Origin of the sequence: Microbacterium sp., from assembly GCF_041909575.1 — a bacterium.
GTDB lineage: Bacteria > Actinomycetota > Actinomycetes > Actinomycetales > Microbacteriaceae > Microbacterium.
In genome coordinates, this window is the sequence record NZ_JAYRDE010000031.1 from 1 (window position 1) to 17,495 (window position 17,495).

At 70.7% G+C, this 17,495-nt stretch carries 19 protein-coding genes and 1 pseudogene; 10 read left to right on the forward strand and 10 right to left on the reverse strand.

The features are described from left to right. The 3 genes and pseudogenes from ACE3O1_RS06435 to ACE3O1_RS06445 all read right to left on the reverse strand — a co-directional run. Positions 1–310, reverse strand: a pseudogene (locus ACE3O1_RS06435) (alpha/beta hydrolase); the annotation flags it as partial. 12 nt (positions 311–322) lie between these two features. After that, positions 323–1,396 (reverse strand): redox-regulated ATPase YchF, encoded by a 1,074-nt coding sequence (gene ychF / locus ACE3O1_RS06440; protein WP_374313610.1) that lies wholly within the window; start codon positions 1,394–1,396, stop codon positions 323–325. 11 nt (positions 1,397–1,407) lie between these two features. Then, positions 1,408–2,022, reverse strand: a complete 615-nt coding sequence (locus ACE3O1_RS06445; RefSeq protein ID WP_374313613.1) for a dihydrofolate reductase family protein — start codon at positions 2,020–2,022, stop codon at positions 1,408–1,410. Positions 2,023–2,102: 80 nt separating this feature from the next. Between ACE3O1_RS06445 and ACE3O1_RS06450 the strand changes: the two genes are divergently transcribed. Together ACE3O1_RS06450 and ACE3O1_RS06455 are read left to right on the forward strand one after the other, a co-directional pair. Next, complete coding sequence (locus ACE3O1_RS06450; RefSeq protein ID WP_374313616.1) at positions 2,103–2,705, forward strand: 3'-5' exonuclease; 603 nt, start codon at positions 2,103–2,105, stop codon at positions 2,703–2,705. Positions 2,706–3,044: 339 nt separating this feature from the next. After that, the gene (locus ACE3O1_RS06455; protein WP_374313618.1) at positions 3,045–4,352 is read left to right on the forward strand and encodes a DNA recombination protein RmuC; all 1,308 of its coding nucleotides are present in this window, start codon (positions 3,045–3,047) and stop codon (positions 4,350–4,352) included. A 4-nt stretch (positions 4,353–4,356) separates the two neighbouring features. On the opposite strand, the gene ACE3O1_RS06460 is transcribed toward ACE3O1_RS06455, so the two are convergent. Further along, a complete protein-coding gene (locus ACE3O1_RS06460) occupies positions 4,357–4,566 on the reverse strand; it encodes a UDP-N-acetylmuramyl pentapeptide phosphotransferase (RefSeq protein ID WP_374313620.1) in 210 nt (69 codons plus the stop codon). 159 nt (positions 4,567–4,725) lie between these two features. Further along, the gene (glpX, locus tag ACE3O1_RS06465; protein WP_374313622.1) at positions 4,726–5,715 is read right to left on the reverse strand and encodes a class II fructose-bisphosphatase; all 990 of its coding nucleotides are present in this window, start codon (positions 5,713–5,715) and stop codon (positions 4,726–4,728) included. A gap of 184 nt (positions 5,716–5,899) precedes the next feature. Here glpX and fbaA point away from each other — a divergent pair, with 184 nt between their 5' ends. Then, the gene (gene fbaA, locus ACE3O1_RS06470; RefSeq protein ID WP_374313625.1) at positions 5,900–6,931 is read left to right on the forward strand and encodes a class II fructose-bisphosphate aldolase; all 1,032 of its coding nucleotides are present in this window, start codon (positions 5,900–5,902) and stop codon (positions 6,929–6,931) included. Positions 6,932–7,008: 77 nt separating this feature from the next. Here fbaA and ACE3O1_RS06475 read toward each other — a convergent pair whose 3' ends face one another. From ACE3O1_RS06475 to ACE3O1_RS06490, 4 genes are all read right to left on the reverse strand, one after another. Next, complete coding sequence (locus ACE3O1_RS06475; protein ID WP_374313627.1) at positions 7,009–7,719, reverse strand: anti-sigma factor; 711 nt, start codon at positions 7,717–7,719, stop codon at positions 7,009–7,011. Further along, positions 7,716–8,222 carry a sigma-70 family RNA polymerase sigma factor gene (locus ACE3O1_RS06480; protein WP_374313629.1) on the reverse strand — a complete coding sequence of 169 codons (507 nt, stop codon included), beginning with the start codon at positions 8,220–8,222 and terminating at the stop codon, positions 7,716–7,718. The genes ACE3O1_RS06475 and ACE3O1_RS06480 overlap by 4 nt, the downstream gene beginning before the upstream one ends. A gap of 81 nt (positions 8,223–8,303) precedes the next feature. Further along, on the reverse strand, positions 8,304–8,879 hold the full coding sequence (locus ACE3O1_RS06485; protein WP_374313631.1) for a DUF6264 family protein: 576 nt from the start codon (positions 8,877–8,879) through the stop codon (positions 8,304–8,306). Next, a complete protein-coding gene (locus ACE3O1_RS06490; protein ID WP_374313668.1) occupies positions 8,876–9,916 on the reverse strand; it encodes a 4-hydroxy-3-methylbut-2-enyl diphosphate reductase in 1,041 nt (346 codons plus the stop codon). The genes ACE3O1_RS06485 and ACE3O1_RS06490 overlap by 4 nt, the downstream gene beginning before the upstream one ends. Before the next feature lie 114 nt (positions 9,917–10,030). Here ACE3O1_RS06490 and xseA point away from each other — a divergent pair, with 114 nt between their 5' ends. Genes xseA through ACE3O1_RS06525 form a run of 7 tightly spaced genes read left to right on the forward strand, consistent with a single transcriptional unit; the run spans position 10,031 to position 16,525 of the window. Then, on the forward strand, positions 10,031–11,356 hold the full coding sequence (gene xseA, locus ACE3O1_RS06495) for an exodeoxyribonuclease VII large subunit (protein WP_374313633.1): 1,326 nt from the start codon (positions 10,031–10,033) through the stop codon (positions 11,354–11,356). Positions 11,357–11,365: 9 nt separating this feature from the next. Next, positions 11,366–11,584, forward strand: a complete 219-nt coding sequence (locus tag ACE3O1_RS06500; RefSeq protein ID WP_374313635.1) for an exodeoxyribonuclease VII small subunit — start codon at positions 11,366–11,368, stop codon at positions 11,582–11,584. Next, on the forward strand, positions 11,584–12,219 hold the full coding sequence (locus ACE3O1_RS06505; RefSeq protein ID WP_374313637.1) for a DUF4245 family protein: 636 nt from the start codon (positions 11,584–11,586) through the stop codon (positions 12,217–12,219). The genes ACE3O1_RS06500 and ACE3O1_RS06505 overlap by 1 nt, the downstream gene beginning before the upstream one ends. A gap of 35 nt (positions 12,220–12,254) precedes the next feature. Next, a complete protein-coding gene (locus ACE3O1_RS06510; protein ID WP_374313670.1) occupies positions 12,255–12,869 on the forward strand; it encodes a carbonic anhydrase in 615 nt (204 codons plus the stop codon). Between the two features lie 31 nt (positions 12,870–12,900). Continuing rightward, on the forward strand, positions 12,901–14,295 hold the full coding sequence (locus ACE3O1_RS06515) for a class II fumarate hydratase (RefSeq protein ID WP_374313639.1): 1,395 nt from the start codon (positions 12,901–12,903) through the stop codon (positions 14,293–14,295). A 47-nt stretch (positions 14,296–14,342) separates the two neighbouring features. Beyond that, on the forward strand, positions 14,343–15,872 hold the full coding sequence (locus ACE3O1_RS06520) for an ATP-binding protein (protein WP_374313641.1): 1,530 nt from the start codon (positions 14,343–14,345) through the stop codon (positions 15,870–15,872). Continuing rightward, positions 15,869–16,525, forward strand: coding sequence for a response regulator transcription factor (locus ACE3O1_RS06525; protein WP_374313644.1), 657 nt, complete (start codon positions 15,869–15,871; stop codon positions 16,523–16,525). The genes ACE3O1_RS06520 and ACE3O1_RS06525 overlap by 4 nt, the downstream gene beginning before the upstream one ends. A 100-nt stretch (positions 16,526–16,625) precedes the next feature. On the opposite strand, the gene ACE3O1_RS06530 is transcribed toward ACE3O1_RS06525, so the two are convergent. Next, on the reverse strand, positions 16,626–17,342 hold the full coding sequence (locus ACE3O1_RS06530) for a hypothetical protein (RefSeq protein ID WP_374313646.1): 717 nt from the start codon (positions 17,340–17,342) through the stop codon (positions 16,626–16,628). Positions 17,343–17,495: the final 153 nt, after the last annotated feature.

Sequence of the window (17,495 nt, forward strand, 5' to 3'; positions counted from 1 at the left end):
GTGGCTCCGCGGCGGGGGCGACGGTGCCGCCGACGCCAGGGCCGCCGATCCAGGAGTGGTCGAAGCCGACGTGCTCCATGACGGCGATGACGTCCTCGGCGTGCTCGACGGCCGCGAGGCGACCGCCCGAGCCCGCCCGGTAGCCGACCCGCAGGACGTGGAACCCGGCCTCTTCGGCGAGGTAATGGCCGACCACGCCGAGCGCGTCCTGGCCGCGCTCGGCGATCAGCACGAGCTTCACCGGGCCGTCGCCCTCGTCGATGAAGGGGATGCGGCGACCCTCGGGCTCGAAGAACTGGATGTCTGTCATAGGGTCCTCAGCTCAGACGTTGAAGCGGAACTCGACGACGTCGCCGTCCTGCATGACGTAGTCCTTGCCCTCGAGGCGCGCCTTGCCCTTGGCTCGGGCCTCCACGACGGAACCCGTCGCCACCAGGTCGTCGAACGAGATGACTTCGGCCTTGATGAAGCCCTTCTCGAAGTCGGTGTGGATGACGCCGGCGGCCTGGGGAGCCTTCCAGCCCTTGCCGATGGTCCACGCGCGGGCCTCTTTGGGCCCGGCGGTGAGGTAGGTCTGCAGCCCGAGCGTGTCGAATCCGATCCGCGCGAGCTGGTCGAGGCCGGACTCCTCCTGACCCGTCGACGCGAGCAGTTCGGCGGCGTCCTCGGGGTCGAGATCGATGAGCTCGGATTCGATCTTCGCGTCGAGGAAGACGGCCTGCGCCGGGGCGACGAGCGCCTCGAGCGAGGCCTTGCGCGCGGCATCCGTCAGCACCGCTTCGTCGACGTTGAAGACGAAGATGAACGGCTTGGCCGTGAGCAGCCCGAGCTCGCGGATCGGCGAGAGGTCGATGCCCGACGCCGACAGCAGCTCACCGCGCTGGAGCGCATCGCGCGCCTCGATCGCCGTGGTCAGGACGGAGGGGTCGAGCTTCTTGCCCTTGACCTCCTTCTCATACCGCGTGATCGCCTTGTCGAGGGTCTCGAGGTCGGCGAGCTGGAGCTCGGCGTTGATCGTCTCCATGTCGTTCTGCGGGTTGACAGCGCCCTCGACGTGGACCACGTCGTCGTCGGCGAAGCCGCGGACCACCTGCGCGATCGCGTCGGCCTCCCGGATGTTCGCGAGGAACTTGTTGCCGAGCCCCTCGCCCTCCGAGGCGCCGCGCACGATGCCCGCGATGTCGACGAACGACACCGCCGCAGGCAGGATCCGCTCGCTGTGGAAGATCTCCGCCAGCGTGTCGAGGCGCGGGTCCGGCAGGTTCACGACCCCGATGTTCGGCTCGATCGTCGCGAACGGGTAGTTCGCGGCGAGAACCTGATTCTTGGTCAGGGCGTTGAAGAGGGTGGACTTGCCGACGTTGGGCAGTCCGACGATTCCGATGGTGAGAGCCACGGGGCTCAAGTCTACGGGGCCGGATCGACCCGCCACCGCATGAGGACGTTGCCCGACGCCTCCCACGTGTGCGTGCCGAGGAGCTTCAGCGCGACCGGGGGCCGGTCGTCGAAGAGGGGCACGCCGGAGCCCGCTATGAGCGGGAACGTCACCAGGTGCAGCTCGTCGACGAGCCCGGCGTGCATCAGGTCGTTCCACAGCACGCGTCCGAGGAGGGTCAGGATGCCGCCGCCCTCCCCCGCCTTCAGCTCCGCGATCTCGCGGCGGGCGTCCGCGATGCGCACGATCCGGACGTCGGTGTACGGCGCGAGGTCGTCGTCGGTGATCGTGTCGGAGACGACCACCTTGTCGATGCCCAGGATCAGGTCGGCGAACTCACGGCGGATGGCCGACGCATCGGGATTCCGGCGGACCTGGGTCCAGTAGCCGAGGTTGCCCAGCGCGGAGCGCCGTCCCGAGAGCACGAGGGTGCCGGCCTCGCGCATCAGCCCCGTCGTGTAGTGGTCGAAGGTGTCGGCTCCGGCATAGTCGGGATGCTGGTGCTCGAAGAACGAGGCGATGTCGTGCTCGTCGTCCTCGTATCGTCCATCGACGGTGACGAAGTTGCAGACGGTCAGCGTGCGCATGGGCTCACGGTAGCGGGTGCGGGGTGCTCGGTGCGGCGCGCCTCCGTCGCGGCGGCGGGGCGGCGGGTGAGGCTGATCACGTGGCACTGGACTTCACCGCGATCGACTTCGAGACGGCGAACCCGAGCAACGCCTCAGCCTGCGCCGTGGGTCTCGTCCGGGTGCGGGACGGGGTCGTGGTGGAGCAGGCGGGGTGGCTGATCCGGCCGCCGGCGGGGCACGACGTGTTCTTCGACCTCAACACCCGCATCCACGGCATCACCGCCTCCGACGTGGTCGGGGCGGCGACGTGGACGGCGCAGCTGCCGGCGCTCGCCGCCTTCGTCGGAGACGACGTGCTGGTCGCGCACAACGCCGGCTTCGACATGGCCGTGATCAAACGGGCCTGCGAGGCGACGGGCGACGACTGCCCGCCCTATCGCTACGCCTGCAGCCTGCAAGTGGCGCGGAAGGTCTATCAGCTCGAGTCGTACCGGCTCCCGTTCGTGGCGGCCGAGGCCGGATTCGGCGAGTTCGCGCACCACAACGCGACCGCCGACGCGCTGGCGTGCGCGCACGTGATGATCGACGCGGCGCGGCGGGTGGCGGCGGACGACATCGATCTGCTCGCGGAGTACTGCGGCGTGCGCGTGTCGCAGATCGCGGTGGCCGAGGCGCCGGCGGTCTCGTTCGCGGTCGCCTGACACTGGGCTCTGCGCGTGCACGTGCTCGGTGCATGTGCGGCGTCGACTCCCTCTCGAAAACGTATGTGAGTTCGTGCTCACATACGACTTCCTCGACACCTGCGTGAGCCCGAACTCACATACGAGTTCCTCAACACCTGTGTGAGCCCGAACTCACATGGCGCCGTGTGAACGCGAGCTCACACGCCCTCCTCGCAATGTGGTCTGTGAGCACCAACTCCCACGACCCCATTTGAACGCGAACTCACATGCGCCAGGAGGAAGGTTCGCGCCGGCAGCCGCTCGAGGCGCCGCGCGCGCCGTCACGGCGATGTCGGCGGCCTCCGTCACCATGAACCCATGGACGCACTCCTCGTCTCGATCATCGCGCTGGCGACGCTCCTCGCCGGCGCGCTCGCCGGATGGACGGCCGGGCTCGCCCGCGCCGCGGCCCGAGCCGCGCGCGAGCAGGCCGAGCTGCGCGCGCGGCTGGCCGGCGCCGAGGCCGCCCGCCAGGGCGTGCAGGCACAGCTCGACCACCAACAGTCCCTCTACCGCGAGCTCGCAGCGCAGGCCCGGCACGATCAGGCCGCCCGCGAGGAGCGCGAGCGCCGCGAGCAGTCCGTCCTGCGGGCCCTCGCACCGGTGCACGAGACACTGACCGCCATGCAGGCGAAGGTGGGCGAGCTCGAGCGTGACCGGCATACCCAGTTCGGCACCCTCGCCGAGCAGCTGCGCCGCGCGCACGAGTCCGACGAGGCGCTGCGCGCCACGACCGAGTCGCTCGCGAGCGCCCTGCGATCGGGGTCGACGCGCGGCGTGTGGGGCGAGACCCAGCTCCGCCGTGTCGTCGAAGCCGCCGGCCTCACGCGGTACGTCGACTTCGACCTGCAGGCCCCCATCACCTCCGACGCGGGCGCGGGCCGTCCCGACATGGTGATCCGGCTCCCCGGAGACAAGTCGATCGCCGTCGACGCGAAGGTCCCGCTCGACGCGTACCTCGAGGCCAGCGCGATCCCGCTGACGGCGCAGGGAGCCGATGCCGCGCGCCGTCGCGCCCTGCTCGAGAAGCACGTCAAGGCCGTCCGCGGGCACGTCGACGCCCTCGCGAAGAAGGCGTACTGGGCGGGACTGGCCTCGAGCCCGGAATTCGTGGTGTGCTTCGTGCCCAGCGAGTCGCTCCTGGCGGCTGCCCTCGAGGAGGATCCCGCTCTGCTGGACTACGCCTTCGGCAAGCGCGTCGCGCTCGCCTCACCCGTCAACCTGTGGGCGGTGCTCAAGACCGTCGCCTTCACCTGGACGCAACAGGATGTCTCCGCCGAGGCACGCACGCTGTTCGACCTCGGCAACCAGCTCTACGAACGTCTCGGGTCGCTGGCCGGCCATGCCGACGACCTGCGCCGTGCGATCGAACGGACCGTCGACAGCTACAACCGATTCGCCGGGTCGCTCGAATCGAGGGTCCTCGTCAGCGCCCGCCGCTTCCCGGGAATCGACGCGACCAAGCTCGACGCGCTCGCCGAACCGCGCACCATCGAAAAGACGCCTCGCCGTCTGACCGCACCCGAACTGCTCGACGAGACCCTGAGCATCGACGAACCGCCGACCCGAGCCGCCACCGCCGATCTCGGCGACCTGCGGGAGCGCCTCGCTCCCCGCCCCGACTGACGGGTCAGGCGCCGCCGGGCACGAAGCTGAGCAGTCCGATCACGAGCGCCGAGACGCCGACGAAGGCGCCGATCATCCACCAGGCGCTGATCTCGTGGCCCTCTTCGCGCCGGACGCGCAGCAGCACGTCCGGACGACGCGCCGGATCGACCGCGTTCGCGACCACGGCGTGCGCACCGGTCTGGGGCGACGAACCGCCCACCTGTCCGGACATCGAAACTCCTCGCATCGGAAAACACGTGCGTCGTCTTCGACCGCATCGATTCTGCCAGACATCGGCCACGACCGGATCACGAATGGATCACAACAGAAACATCAGTATCACTGGTCACATCAGTGACACGAACATCCCCTCGTCAGAGGGCGGAGGTCCTCAGAGCCACTTCGAGGTCAAGTGTTCCGACGAGATGCGCCGAAGCGTGCCCGACGCGCCGCGCAGCACGACGCTCTCGGTGTAGAGATGGTCACCCTCGCGGCGCACGCCCGCGACGAGCTGCCCGTCGGTGACACCCGTGGCGACGAAGATCGTGTTGCTCCCCTTCACCAGGTCATCGGCCTCATAGACGTGGTCATCCAGCTTGAGACCCGCATCGAGGCCGCGCTGCTTCTCGTCGTCGTCACGGGGCCACAGTCGGCCCTGGATGTGGCCGCCCAGCGCCTTGATCGCACACGCGGTGACGATGCCCTCGGGGCTGCCGCCGACGCCGACGCACATGTCGGTGCGCGCATTGTGGCGGGCGGCGTTGATGCCACCTGCGACGTCGCCGTCGCTCATGAGGCGCGTCCCGGCTCCGGCCGCACGGATCTCCTCGATGAGCTCGTCGTGGCGCGGACGGTGCAGCACCGAGACGACGATCTCGTCCACCGGCTTGCCGAGCGACTTCGCAAGCCGGCGGATGTTCTCGCCGATCGGCAGCCGGATGTCGACGACTCCGACGCCGGCGGGCCCGGTCACGAGCTTGTCCATGTAGAAGACGCTCGAGGCGTCCAGCATCGTCCCGTGATCCGAGACCGCGATGACCGACAGCGCATTGTTGCGGCCTGCGGCCGTGAGGGAGGTGCCGTCGATGGGGTCCACCGCCACGTCGCAGCGCGGTCCGCGTCCGCTGCCGACCCGCTCCCCGTTGAAGAGCATGGGCGCCTCGTCCTTCTCGCCCTCGCCGATCACGATCGTGCCGTCGAAGTCCACCGTGGTGAAGAACGCGCGCATGGCGTCGACGGCGGCTCCGTCGGCGTCCTCCTTCGCGCCGCGGCCGATGAACGGCACCGCCCGGATCGCGGCCGCCTCCGTGGCGCGCACCAGCTCGAGTGCGAGGTTGCGATCGGGGTGCAGGGGGCTCATGTCGGCAGTCAGACTCACCATGGCGCCAGCCTAGCCAGCGTGTCATGCGAAGTGGGGCAAGTTTCCGCGCCGACGAAATGAAGGAATCGCAGTTCTTTCACCACACGCAGGACCGTGCAGATCCCACCGGGACCGAGGCATCCGTCATCTCTCGCAGCGCGGCGCTAAAGTCGACATGAAGCCCCCTCACGACCAAGGAGCACTCATGCCCGTCGCCACCCCGGAGCAGTACGCCGACATGCTGGACCGCGCGAAGGCCGGTGGCTTCGCGTATCCCGCCATCAACGTTGCGAGCTCGCAGTCGATCAATGCGGTCCTGCAGGGCCTCACCGAGGCCGGTTCCGACGGCATCATCCAGGTCACGACAGGCGGTGCCGACTACTTCGCCGGCCACACCGTCAAGGCCCGCGCCGCCGGGGCGCTCGCGTTCGCGAAGTTCGCCACCGAGGTCGCCAAGAACTACCCGACCACGGTCGCCCTCCACACCGACCACTGCCCCAAGCCCGCCCTCGCGGACTTCGTGCTGCCGCTGATCGAAGCGTCGGAGGAAGAGGTCAAGGCCGGCCGCAACCCGATCTTCCAGTCGCACATGTGGGACGGCTCGGCCGTGCCGCTCGACGAGAACATCGAGATCGCCAAGGACCTGCTCCCCCGCCTCAAGAACATCAACGCCATCCTCGAGGTCGAGATCGGCGTCGTCGGCGGCGAAGAGGACGGCGTCCAGCACGAAGGATCCAACGACGCGCTCTACACGACCGTCGCCGACGTGACCAAGGCCGTCGAGGCGCTCGGACTCGGCGAGAACGGCCGCTACATCTCCGCCCTCACCTTCGGCAACGTGCACGGCGTCTACAAGCCCGGCAACGTCAAGCTCCGTCCCGAACTGCTCGGCGAGATCCAGGAGGGCATCGCGGCGCGGTTCGGCACCGGCCCGAAGCCGCTCGACCTCGTCTTCCACGGCGGCAGCGGCTCGACCGACGAGGAGATCGCCCTGGCGGTCGCCAACGGCGTCGTCAAGATGAACATCGACACCGACACCCAGTATGCGTTCACGCGCGCGGTCGCGGGGTTCATGTTCACCAACTACGACGGCGTGCTGAAGGTCGACGGCGAGGTCGGCAACAAGAAGGCCTACGACCCGCGCGCGTGGGGCAAGATCGCCGAATCGGCGATGGCTGCCCGCGTGGTCGAGGCCACCCGGCAGCTCGGCTCGCACGGCAAGTCCCTCGCGGCGTAGATCAGCGACACGACCCACCGGATGCCCCGGCTCGGTCCCTCTCGGGGGTCCGGGCCGGGGCATCCGTCCGTCGCGGGTCAGCCGCCGGGCACGTCACCGCGAAGGAGGACCTTCCCCGAACTCACGGAGCGGATCTCCACCGACGCGATCTCGTCGGGGTCCAGCGCCGTCCCGGCACTCACGCGCGCGGTCGCGCCCGGCAGCGCCTGCCAGCTCGACACCTCGCTCGTCGTGCCGTCGACGGCCGTCACCACGAGTGCGTAGGGCCAGCCCTCGTCTCCCTGGCCGTCCGTCTCGCCGTAGCGGCAGACCATGTCGATGCGCGTGCCCCACGCCACACCGGTGAGCTCCACGGTCGCGGTGACCGGAACGTCGGCGATCGGCTCGAGCGCGACCACCTGCGCCGGTGCGGGCGGCAGGATCGCACCCGTCACGATGACGACCACCGCCACGATGACCGCGGCCGCGGCGGTGAGGCCGCCGATCCACCAGCCGCGTCCCCGACGGCTGCGGCGCACGCCTGCCTCGATCACCCGCTCCCGCGAGGCTGCATCGGGCCCCTCGGCCATCGCGGTCGGCGCAGCCGGCGCCGGCGCGAGCATCGATTGCGCGCGCTCCGATGCGACGCGCGACAGCAGTCCGATCGTCGGCGCCATGTCGGCGATCGCGGCGCGGCACAGGTCGCACTGCTCCACGTGCGTCTCGAACGCCCGCCGGTCCGCGGGGCTCAGCGCGCCCAGCACATAGGCGGCGTCCCAGTCGGCGAAGTGCGCGTGGTCGACGTTCATCGCGTCACCCCCTTCTCCTGAAATGCGAGGCGGAGCGCGCGGAGGCCGTAGTGCAGGCGCGACTTCACGGTTCCCTCGGGGATCTCGAGCTCGCCGGCCATCTCCGCCACCGTGAGTCCGCCGTAGTACGCGCGGATCACGACGGCGCGGTGCTCGGCCGACAGCGTCGCGAGCGCCTCCTCGATGAGGATCGCCTCGAACAGCGTCTCGGTGGCATCCGCCTGCGCCCGCTCGGGCACATCGTCGACCACGACTTCGCGTCGCCGCCGTGCGCTGCGCACGTCGTCGACCACGAGATGACGGGCGACGGTGAACATCCACGAGCGGGTCGTGGCGGGATCCTGGGCGAGGATGCGCGGCGTGCGCCATGCGCGCAGCAGCGTCTCCTGCACGACATCGTCCGCACCTGCCCGATCGCCGGTCAGGTGCACGACGTAGCGCCACACCGGTGCCGCGTGCGCGTCGTAGAGGGCGGCCAGCCGCTCGGCATCGTCATCGGCCATCTCCACCTCCCGCAGGAGACACGAAGGCGAACCGCCGGGGGTTCAACGCGAAGCGGCGTCCTCGTTCCCCCGAGTATGGGGCTAGCGGATGCTGCCCACCAGCGCATCCCATACCGCGGGGTCGTTCATGATCGGCATCAGCACGAGCATCGCCGACGCGAAGGTGAACACGACGCCGCCCACGAGCGGGATCCACCAGGAGATGCGCCCGCGGCGCACCCTCACCCACGACACGACCGCCGTGACGAACCACCCCACCGCGAGCACGATCGCTGACGCGATCCCCCACGGGCGGCCGGCGGCGGGGTCCGACAGGGTGGCATCCACCCCGAGGAGACGGAACATCGTGTCCGCGTACGCCGAGTAGTCGATGAGCGCCGGGAACGACGAGACGACGTTGACGAGGCCGTAGGCGAGCAGGGCGAAGGTCACGATGCGGTCGATCGCGCGCGAGCGCGGCTGCTCGGGGGACGCGACGGGGTCCGCACTCGGGCGCACGGGCGCGGCATCGGCACCCGTGGCGGTCTCGAGGACCGGGGCGGGCTCGTAGAGGAGCGCGGCATCGGGCTGGGCGATGCGGGCGCGCTGCTCCTCGGGCGTCGCGTACTCGCCGTACTGCGGGCGCGGGCGCGGATCGGAGGCGCCGGCCGTCGTCACGCGCGACCCCGCCCGCCGAGAGCGCGGTCGTCCCGCTTGCCCGCGGCATCCTGACGCAGCTCCTTGGGGAGCGAGAACATCAGGTCCTCTTCGGCGGTGCGCACTTCCTCGACGTCGCGGTAGCCGGCGCCGGCGAGGTCGGCGAGCACCTCCTGGACGAGCACCTCGGGGACCGAAGCTCCGCTCGTGACGCCGACGGTCTCGACGCCTTCGAGCCACGCCTGATCGATCTCGTCCGCGTAGTCGACGCGATAGGCCGCCTTGGCGCCGTACTCGAGAGCGACCTCGACCAGACGCACGCTGTTCGAGGAGTTGGCCGAGCCGACCACGATCACCAGGTCGGCATCCTTCGCGACCTTCTTGATCGCGACCTGGCGGTTCTGGGTGGCGTAGCAGATGTCGTCGGACGGCGGGTCCTGCAGCTGCGGGAAGCGGTCGCGCAGGCGGCGCACGGTCTCCATGGTCTCGTCGACCGACAGGGTGGTCTGCGAGAGCCAGACGACCTTCGACGGGTCGCGCACCTCGATGGTGTCGGCCTCGTCGGGCGAGTTGACGACGGTGACGTGGTCGGGCGCTTCGCCCGCGGTCCCCTCGACCTCCTCGTGGCCCTCGTGGCCGATGAGGAGGATCTCGAAGTCGTCGCGCGCGAACCGCACCGCCTCGCGGTGCACCTTGGTCACGAGCGGGCAGGTGGCGTCGATCGCGCGCAGGCCGCGGTCGGATGCCGCGTTCACGACCGCCGGCGACACCCCGTGCGCGCTGAAGACGACGTGGGCGCCCTCGGGCACCTCGTCGACCTCTTCGACGAAGACGGCGCCCCTCTGCTCGAGCTCCGTCACGACGTGGATGTTGTGGACGATCTGCTTGCGCACGTAGACCGGAGCGCCGTAGCGCTCGAGGGCCTTCTCGACGGCGATGACGGCTCGGTCCACGCCGGCGCAGTACCCGCGCGGGGACGCCAGGAGCACCCGCTTCTGTCCCTGGACCGGGATATCCTGGAGGCGTTCGCGCCGCCGCGGCACGCGCGGGACGGGCATGCTCACAGGTCTGTTCCCCACGGTGCTGCTGCTCACCCCTCGATTCTACGGGCGGCCGCTGTGCACGGGCCGTGCGGCGGGGCCGAGCGAGACATCCGGGTGCGAAAGGACTCCATGACGACGTTCCAGCCCGAGCCCCTGCCCGGCGAGGCTCCGCCCGCCGACTCGGTGCGGCCGAAGGACTCCACGCCGCAGGCTCCGACGTCGGTCTCCCGGCTCAATGAGACGATCCGCGGCTTCATCCAGACCTGGGGGTCGGTCTGGGTCGAGGGTGAGATCACATCGTGGAATCAGCGCGGCGGCAACGTCTTCGGCCGCCTCAAGGACAATGTCACCGACTCCACGATCGCCTTCCGCATCTGGTCGTCCACCCGCGATCGCCTTCCGGCCGACCTGAAGGTGGGCGATCACGTCGTCGCCTGCGTGAAGGCCGACTTCTTCGTCAAGACGGGCGACTTCAGCTTCGGCGTGTCGGCCATGCGCCACGTCGGACTCGGCGATCAGCTCGAGCGGCTCGAGCGCCTGCGCGCGCAGCTGCGCTCGGAGGGCCTGTTCGATCCGGCGCGCAAACGGCCCCTGCCGTTCCTCCCGCAGACGATCGGCCTGATCACGGGCGAGAACTCGGATGCCGAGAAAGACGTCCACCGCAACGCCGAGCTGCGCTGGCCGCAGGTGCGCTTCCGCACCAAGTACGCCGCCGTCCAGGGCGAGCGCTGCGTGCCCGAGACCATCGCGGCACTCAAGGCCCTCGACGCCGCGCCCGACGTCGACGTCATCATCATCGCCCGCGGCGGCGGCGATCCCCAGACGCTCCTCGGGTTCAGCGACGAGCGGCTCGTGCGCGCCGTCGCCGCGGCATCCACCCCCGTCGTGAGCGCGATCGGACACGAGAACGACCACCCGCTCCTCGACGACGTCGCCGACCTGCGGGCGTCGACCCCCACCGATGCGGCGAAGCGCGTGGTGCCGGATGTCGCGGAGCAGCGCGCCCTGATCGCACAGCTGCGCGCGCGGCTGACCGGGCGCCTGACCCAGCGGGTCACCCACGACATCGCGCAGCTCGATCAGCTGCGCTCGCGGCCTGCCCTGCGTGCGCCGGAGTCGATGCTGACGTCGCGCGCGCACGAGGTCGAGCTGCTCGTCGGGCGCGGCCGCGCGCGCGTGGAACGCGGCCTGGAGAGCCACGTGCGCCGCACGACCGAGCTGCGCGCGACGCTGCGGGCACTCTCCCCCGCGTCGACGCTCGCGCGCGGCTACGCCATCGCGCACCTGGCCGACGGCGTCATCGTGCGGGACGCGGCGCAGGCGCCGGCATCCGTCCCCGTCGTGGTCACGGTCGGACGCGGTTCGTTCGCCGCACGCTCCGAGGGCGAGATCGCCGAGGCGGCGGACTCCACAGCCGACGCGAGCCCCGCGGGCGGCGCTCCGGGGCCGATCTAGGATGGAAGCATGACCGAGTCGAGCGGAGCCGCGTCCGACGTCGCCCAGCTGTCGTTCGAGCAGGCCCGCGACGAGCTGGTGCGCGTCGTCGCCGAGCTCGAGCAGGGCGCGCTCTGGGAGCGGGGCGAAGCGCTGGCGGCACGGTGCGACGTGTGGCTCCTCGGCGCCAAGCGGCGCCTGGACGCGGCCCGCTCGACCGTCGACTCCTCGCCCGCGGAGAGCGTGTGATGGCGCAGACCCCCCGCATCGTGGCCGAGCTCGGCCGCCCCGAGACGCCCGACGAGACCGCGGCGCGCAAGGCCGAGTCCTCGCGCGTCCATCGGGCCAGCCAGAACACCCGCAACCTCGTCGCCGCGCTCATCGTCACGATCGCGGTCGTCGTCGTGATCATCCTGGCCGTGCCGCGCGGCACGCCCCCGGAGCCGGCCCCCATCGACGTCGCCGCGGTGGCCGATCGGGTGTCGACCGCCGAGGGCCGCCCCGTCATCGCACCGGAGGCGCCCGAGTCCTGGCGCGTCAACGTCGCGGCGGTGGAGGGCGACGGACCCCGCGCGTGGACGGTCGTCTACGCCGACGAGACCTGGTTCCTGCGGGTCGCCCAGGGCTTCGACGCCGACCCGGCCTGGCCCACCCGCATGCTGTCGGGCGCGAGCGTCGACGGCACGGTCACCATCGACGGCGTGACCTGGGACCGCTACGACATCGCCGACCCCTCGCGGGCGGGCAACATCTCCGTCGCGCTGGCCACGCAGGCCGGCGCCGACACCGTCCTGATCTACGGAAACGCCGACGAGGAGACGCTGGAGGAGGCCGCCGCCGCCGCCGCGCCCGAGGTCGAGCGACTGCGCGAGGAGGCCGAGTGAGCGAGCAGCCGACGCCCCGCAAGGTGTGGCACGAGATGCAGCGCGGGAACGCCCGCTTCGTGGCGGGGGCACCCCGTCACCCGCGGCAGGACGTCGAGCGGCGCCACGACCTGGCCGCCGGACAGCGGCCCCGCGCGGCGCTCTTCGGATGCTCCGACTCGCGACTCGCGGCAGAGATCATCTTCGACAAGGGACTGGGCGACCTCTTCGTCGTCCGCAACGCCGGCCAGGTCATCTCGGACTCCGTCGTCGGAAGCCTCGAGTACGCCGTCGCCGTGCTCGAGGTGCCGCTCATCATCGTGCTCGGTCACGACGAGTGCGGCGCGGTCAACGCCGCGATCGAGAGCACGCGGGCGGATGCCCCGTCCCTCCCCCCGCACATCTGGCGGCAGATCGCCCCGATCGTGCCCGCGGTGCGCCGCGTGGTCCGCGACGGCACCATCGACGGGGTGCCGCCCGTCAGCATCGATCACGAGCGGGTCGGCAGGGAGCATCTGCGCGACACCGTGGGTGAGCTCCTGCACTCGTCGGAGCTCATCAGCGACGCGGTCGCCGAGGGCCGGCTCGCGATCGTGGGCGCCAACTACCGCCTCGCCGAAGGAACCGCCGTCCCCGACATCATCGTCGGCGACGCCGGGAACGACGCCTGATCACACTCGCCACCAACGGAGGAACGACGAAGTGACCGACATCGAGTACCGCATCGAGCACGACACCATGGGTGAGGTGCGCGTCCCCAAGGACGCCCTGTACGCCGCGCAGACCCAGCGCGCCGTGGAGAACTTCCCGATCTCCGGAGACCCGCTCGAGCACGCGCAGATCGTCGCGCTGGCGCGCATCAAGAAGGCCGCGGCCCTCGCCAACAAAGAGCTGGGAACCCTCGAGCCGGCCATCGCCGACGCGATCGCCCGCTCGGCCGACCGCATCATCGCCGGCGAATACGCCGACCAGTTCCCGATCGACGTGTACCAGACCGGCAGCGGCACGTCGTCGAACATGAACATGAACGAGGTGCTCGCAACGCTGGCGACGCAGGACCTCGGCCGGTCCGTGCATCCGAACGACCACGTGAACGCCTCGCAGTCGTCCAACGACGTGTTCCCCACGTCGGTGCACATCGCCGTCACCCAGGAGCTCATCGACGACCTCATCCCGGCCCTGGACCACCTCGCCGTCGCGCTCGAGGCGAAGGCCGCGGAGTGGGCCTCGGTCGTGAAGTCGGGCCGCACCCACCTCATGGATGCCACTCCCGTGACCCTCGGCCAGGAGTTCGGCGGTTACGCCCGCCAGATGCGCCTCGGCATCGAGCGCGTGCAGGCCGTGCTCCCCCGCGTCGCAGAGGTGCCGCTGGGCGGCACCGCCGTCGGCACCGGGATCAACACCCCGCTCGGCTTCCCGCAGAAGGTGATCGAGCTCATCGTGGCCGACACGGAGCTGCCGATCACCGAGGCGAAGGACCACTTCGAGGCACAGGCCAACCGCGACGGCCTGGTCGAGGCATCCGGCGCGCTGCGCACGATCGCGGTGTCGCTGACCAAGATCAACAACGACATCCGGTGGATGGGATCGGGCCCCAACACGGGTCTGGGCGAACTGCACATCCCCGACCTGCAGCCCGGATCGTCGATCATGCCGGGCAAGGTCAACCCCGTCGTCCCCGAGGCGACGCTCATGGTGTGCGCGCGTGTCATCGGCAACGACGCCACCGTCGCGTGGGCCGGCGCATCCGGCTCGTTCGAGCTCAACGTCGCGATCCCGGTGATGGGCACCGCGGTGCTCGAGTCCATCAGCCTCCTGGCGAACGCGTCGCGTCTGCTCGCCGACAAGACGGTCTCGGGCCTCGAGGCCGACGTCGAGCGCGCGGCGGCGTACGCGGGCATGTCACCGTCGATCGTGACGCCCCTCAACAAGCTCATCGGCTACGAGGCGGCGGCGAAGATCGCCAAGCACTCCGTCGCCAAGGGAATCACCGTGCGCGAGGCCGTCCTCGACCTCGGCTACGTCGATCGCGGCGAGCTGACGCTCGAGCAGCTCGACGAGAAGCTCGACCTCCTGTCGATGACGCACCCGGGCTGATCGCGCCCTCCGTGTCGCATCGCCCGTCGCCGCGGGATAATCGCAGGGTGACCACCCGTTCGTCACCTCGCTTCATACCGGCGCGCGTCAGGATCCTCGCAGCGATCCTCGCCGTGGCGTGCGTGGGGTTGGCGATCGTGGGGAGCGTCACGTTCCTGGTGCAGCGGGAACGCGTGATCATCGAGGTCGATCACCGGCTCGCGGCCCAGGTCGACGGCCTGCGCACGTTCGCCGATCCCGATGCCGGCGCTCCCTCCGATGCGCAGGCGACTCCGGGCGACGGTGCCGCCACGGCGAGCGAGATCGTGGACGTGCGCGACTTCGACACCCTGGACTCCTATCTGCGGGCTGCCGTGGCGACCTTCGTCCCGGCGCGCAACGAGGGAGCGGTGGCGGTCATCGACGGCGTCGCGCGCTATCGGCCGGGCACGCTCTCGGGCTTCGACATCTCCGATGACGCCGCCCTGATCTCACGGGCCGTCGAAGAGACCGCCGGCGGCGAGGCGACACGCGGCACCGCCGCGACCGACGAGGGGTCGCTGCGCTACATCGCGGTGCCGGTGTCGATGGAGGGCGACGATCGCAGCGGGCTCTACATCCGGGCGGTCGACATGGGGGCCGAGCTCGAGCCGGTCACGGCAGCGATGGCCACCTACATGATCGCCGCACTCGCGGTGCTCGCCGCCATCGGCGTCGTGGGCTGGTTCGTCACGGGTCGGCTGCTCTCCCCCATCCGCCAGATGCGCGAAACCGCCGATGCCATCACGATCACCGACCTCTCGCCGCGTCTGGACACGTCGGGCAACGACGACATCTCCGACCTCTCGCGCACCGTGAACTCCATGCTCGACCGCATCGAGGGATCCGTCGACGTGCAGCGCCAGCTCCTGGACGACGTGCGCCACGAGCTCAAGACGCCGATCACCATCGTTCGCGGCCATCTGGAGCTCATGGATCCGGGCGACGCGGGGGACGCGGCATCCGCTCGCGAGATCGGCATCGCCGAGCTCGACCGCCTCGCCCGCCTCGTCGAGGACATCGACCTGCTCGCCGCCGCCGAGGGCGATTCGTATCTGATGGGCGACGTCGACCTCGCCGCGCTCACGGCGCGCGTCGGCGAGCTGGTCGGCGTGATCCCGGGCCACACCTGGTCGGTCGCGTCCACGGCGAACGGCGTCGTCCGCGGCGACCAGGACCGGCTGCTCCAGGCCTGGCTGCAGCTGGCCGACAACGCCGCGAAGTACACGCCCGAGGGAAGCGCGATCGAGATCGGCAGCGCAGTCGACGCCGACGGCGCGCACCTGTGGGTGCGCGACCACGGGCCGGGCATCCCGCCGGCCGCGCGCCACCGCATCTTCCGCCGGTTCGACCGCGCGTCGGGCAAGCGCTCGGTCGGCGGGTCGGGTCTGGGCTTGGCGATCGTCGATGCGATCATGAAGGGCCACTCGGGAAGCTGCGTCGTCACCGACACTCCGGGTGGCGGCGCGACATTCACGATCAACCTGCCCCCCACGGCCGCCGAGCTCCCCGCTCCGGTGCGAGCGGGCGACGTCCTTCAGCGGGAGACATCGTCATGACCAGGATCCTGATCGTCGAAGACGAACCGCGCATCGCCTCGTTCGTGAGCCGCGGTCTCGAGGCCGCGGGATACGAGACGGTGCTCGTCGAGGACGGCGCCGAAGCGCTCGCGGTGGCGCTGCGCGGCGACGCCGACCTCGTGCTGCTCGATGTCGGCCTGCCCACGATGGACGGGTTCGAGGTGCTGCGCGAGCTGCGTGCGCGCGGCTCGGTGGTGCCCGTCATCATGCTCACCGCCCGCTCCAGCACGCGCGACACGGTCGAGGGCCTCGACGCGGGGGCGAACGACTACGTGCCCAAGCCCTTCACGTTCGAGGAGCTGCTCGCCCGTGTCCGGTCGCGTCTGCGCGAGACCACGCCGCAGCTGGGCGTGTCGGTGTCGCACGGCGACGTCGTGCTCGACATCCTCGCCCGCCGCGCCACCGTCGGCGGACGCGAGATCGACCTGTCGGCGCGTGAGTTCGCGCTCGCGGAGCAGTTCCTGCGCAACCCGGGGCGCGTGCTCAGCCGCGAACTGCTCCTGAGCCGTGTCTGGGGCCTGGACTTCGACCCCGGCTCCAACGTCGTCGACGTGTACGTCCGCTACCTGCGCGGCAAGCTCGGATCCGACCACATCATCACCGTGCGGGGCGCCGGCTACCGCTGGGAATGATCCGCACCCGCGGCACGAAGCAGCCACCGGCCGCCACGAAGAAGCCCCCGGCGCTGGGGGACGCCGGGGGCTGGGAAAGCCGGATTGGGGGATCCGGCCGTCATCGATCACGCCGATGCGGGGAGGTGTCGCGATCCTTCTGTGAGCCGTGGTCGGACTTCTCTGTCCGGCGGTCGGCCTTCTCACCCGCGTTCGCGCGATGTTCCTGAGAGGAGCCGGCGCCGGCTCCCCCGTCGTGGACGTCCTGTGCGGGCGCCTGCACGCGGCCCGCGTCGGCCACGTCTGTGGTCCGCTGGGTGCCGAGCTCCACCTGGTAGTCCGCCCGCGCCCGCTCGAGCTTCTTGATCAGGGCGTCGATCCGCCCGGCGCTCCAGCCCTGACTCTCGGCCCAGGTGCGCAGCGGCGCCCAGGATCCGGATGCCTCCGCCTGTGCGATCGCCTCTTCCACGGTCGCCGGACCCGAGGGGCGCGACGGCTGCTCGGCGGCCGGTGACGGCCGGACGGGCGTCACGACCTGCGCGTCAGGCGCCGGCACGACCTCGGCCGTCGGCGGAGCCGCGGAATCGGTCGGTTCCTCGGTCTGCGGCTCAGGCTCCGGCTCGGGCGAAGGGGTGGCGCGGGGTGTCGCCGTCGGCGTGGAGCCCTCCTCGGCAGCGTCCTCGTCCGAGGCCGGCACCACGATCGGCGCGGCACCGACGGATGAGCCGGCGGACTCCGAGAGGGCGAGGGAGTTCGTGAGGGCGACGATGCAGATCACCGTGACGCTCGCCGCGACGGTGGTCAGGCCACCGATCGCCAGACGCGTCCGACTCTCCACGGTCAGCCTCCTCGCAACCCGCCCGGAACCGGGCACCTCTTCCATGGTGACAGACCCGGTGGGGTGCCACGACGCGCGGGCGTGAGACTTTCCTCATACGCGAGAGGGCCGTTCGGGCGAAGCGGAGGGGCCGGGATGCGGCATCCCGGCCCC

Coding starts and splice junctions, on each gene's coding strand:
- ACE3O1_RS06445 (WP_374313613.1), bottom strand. CDS start 2,022: ATGCGCACGCTGACCGTCTGCAACTTCGTCACCGTCGATGGACGATAC.
- ACE3O1_RS06455 (WP_374313618.1), top strand. CDS start 3,045: ATGGACGCACTCCTCGTCTCGATCATCGCGCTGGCGACGCTCCTCGCC.
- ACE3O1_RS06460 (WP_374313620.1), bottom strand. CDS start 4,566: ATGTCCGGACAGGTGGGCGGTTCGTCGCCCCAGACCGGTGCGCACGCC.
- glpX (WP_374313622.1), bottom strand. CDS start 5,715: ATGGTGAGTCTGACTGCCGACATGAGCCCCCTGCACCCCGATCGCAAC.
- fbaA (WP_374313625.1), top strand. CDS start 5,900: ATGCCCGTCGCCACCCCGGAGCAGTACGCCGACATGCTGGACCGCGCG.
- ACE3O1_RS06475 (WP_374313627.1), bottom strand. CDS start 7,719: ATGAACGTCGACCACGCGCACTTCGCCGACTGGGACGCCGCCTATGTG.
- ACE3O1_RS06480 (WP_374313629.1), bottom strand. CDS start 8,222: ATGGCCGATGACGATGCCGAGCGGCTGGCCGCCCTCTACGACGCGCAC.
- ACE3O1_RS06490 (WP_374313668.1), bottom strand. CDS start 9,916: ATGCCCGTCCCGCGCGTGCCGCGGCGGCGCGAACGCCTCCAGGATATC.
- xseA (WP_374313633.1), top strand. CDS start 10,031: ATGACGACGTTCCAGCCCGAGCCCCTGCCCGGCGAGGCTCCGCCCGCC.
- ACE3O1_RS06500 (WP_374313635.1), top strand. CDS start 11,366: ATGACCGAGTCGAGCGGAGCCGCGTCCGACGTCGCCCAGCTGTCGTTC.
- ACE3O1_RS06505 (WP_374313637.1), top strand. CDS start 11,584: ATGGCGCAGACCCCCCGCATCGTGGCCGAGCTCGGCCGCCCCGAGACG.
- ACE3O1_RS06510 (WP_374313670.1), top strand. CDS start 12,255: ATGCAGCGCGGGAACGCCCGCTTCGTGGCGGGGGCACCCCGTCACCCG.
- ACE3O1_RS06525 (WP_374313644.1), top strand. CDS start 15,869: ATGACCAGGATCCTGATCGTCGAAGACGAACCGCGCATCGCCTCGTTC.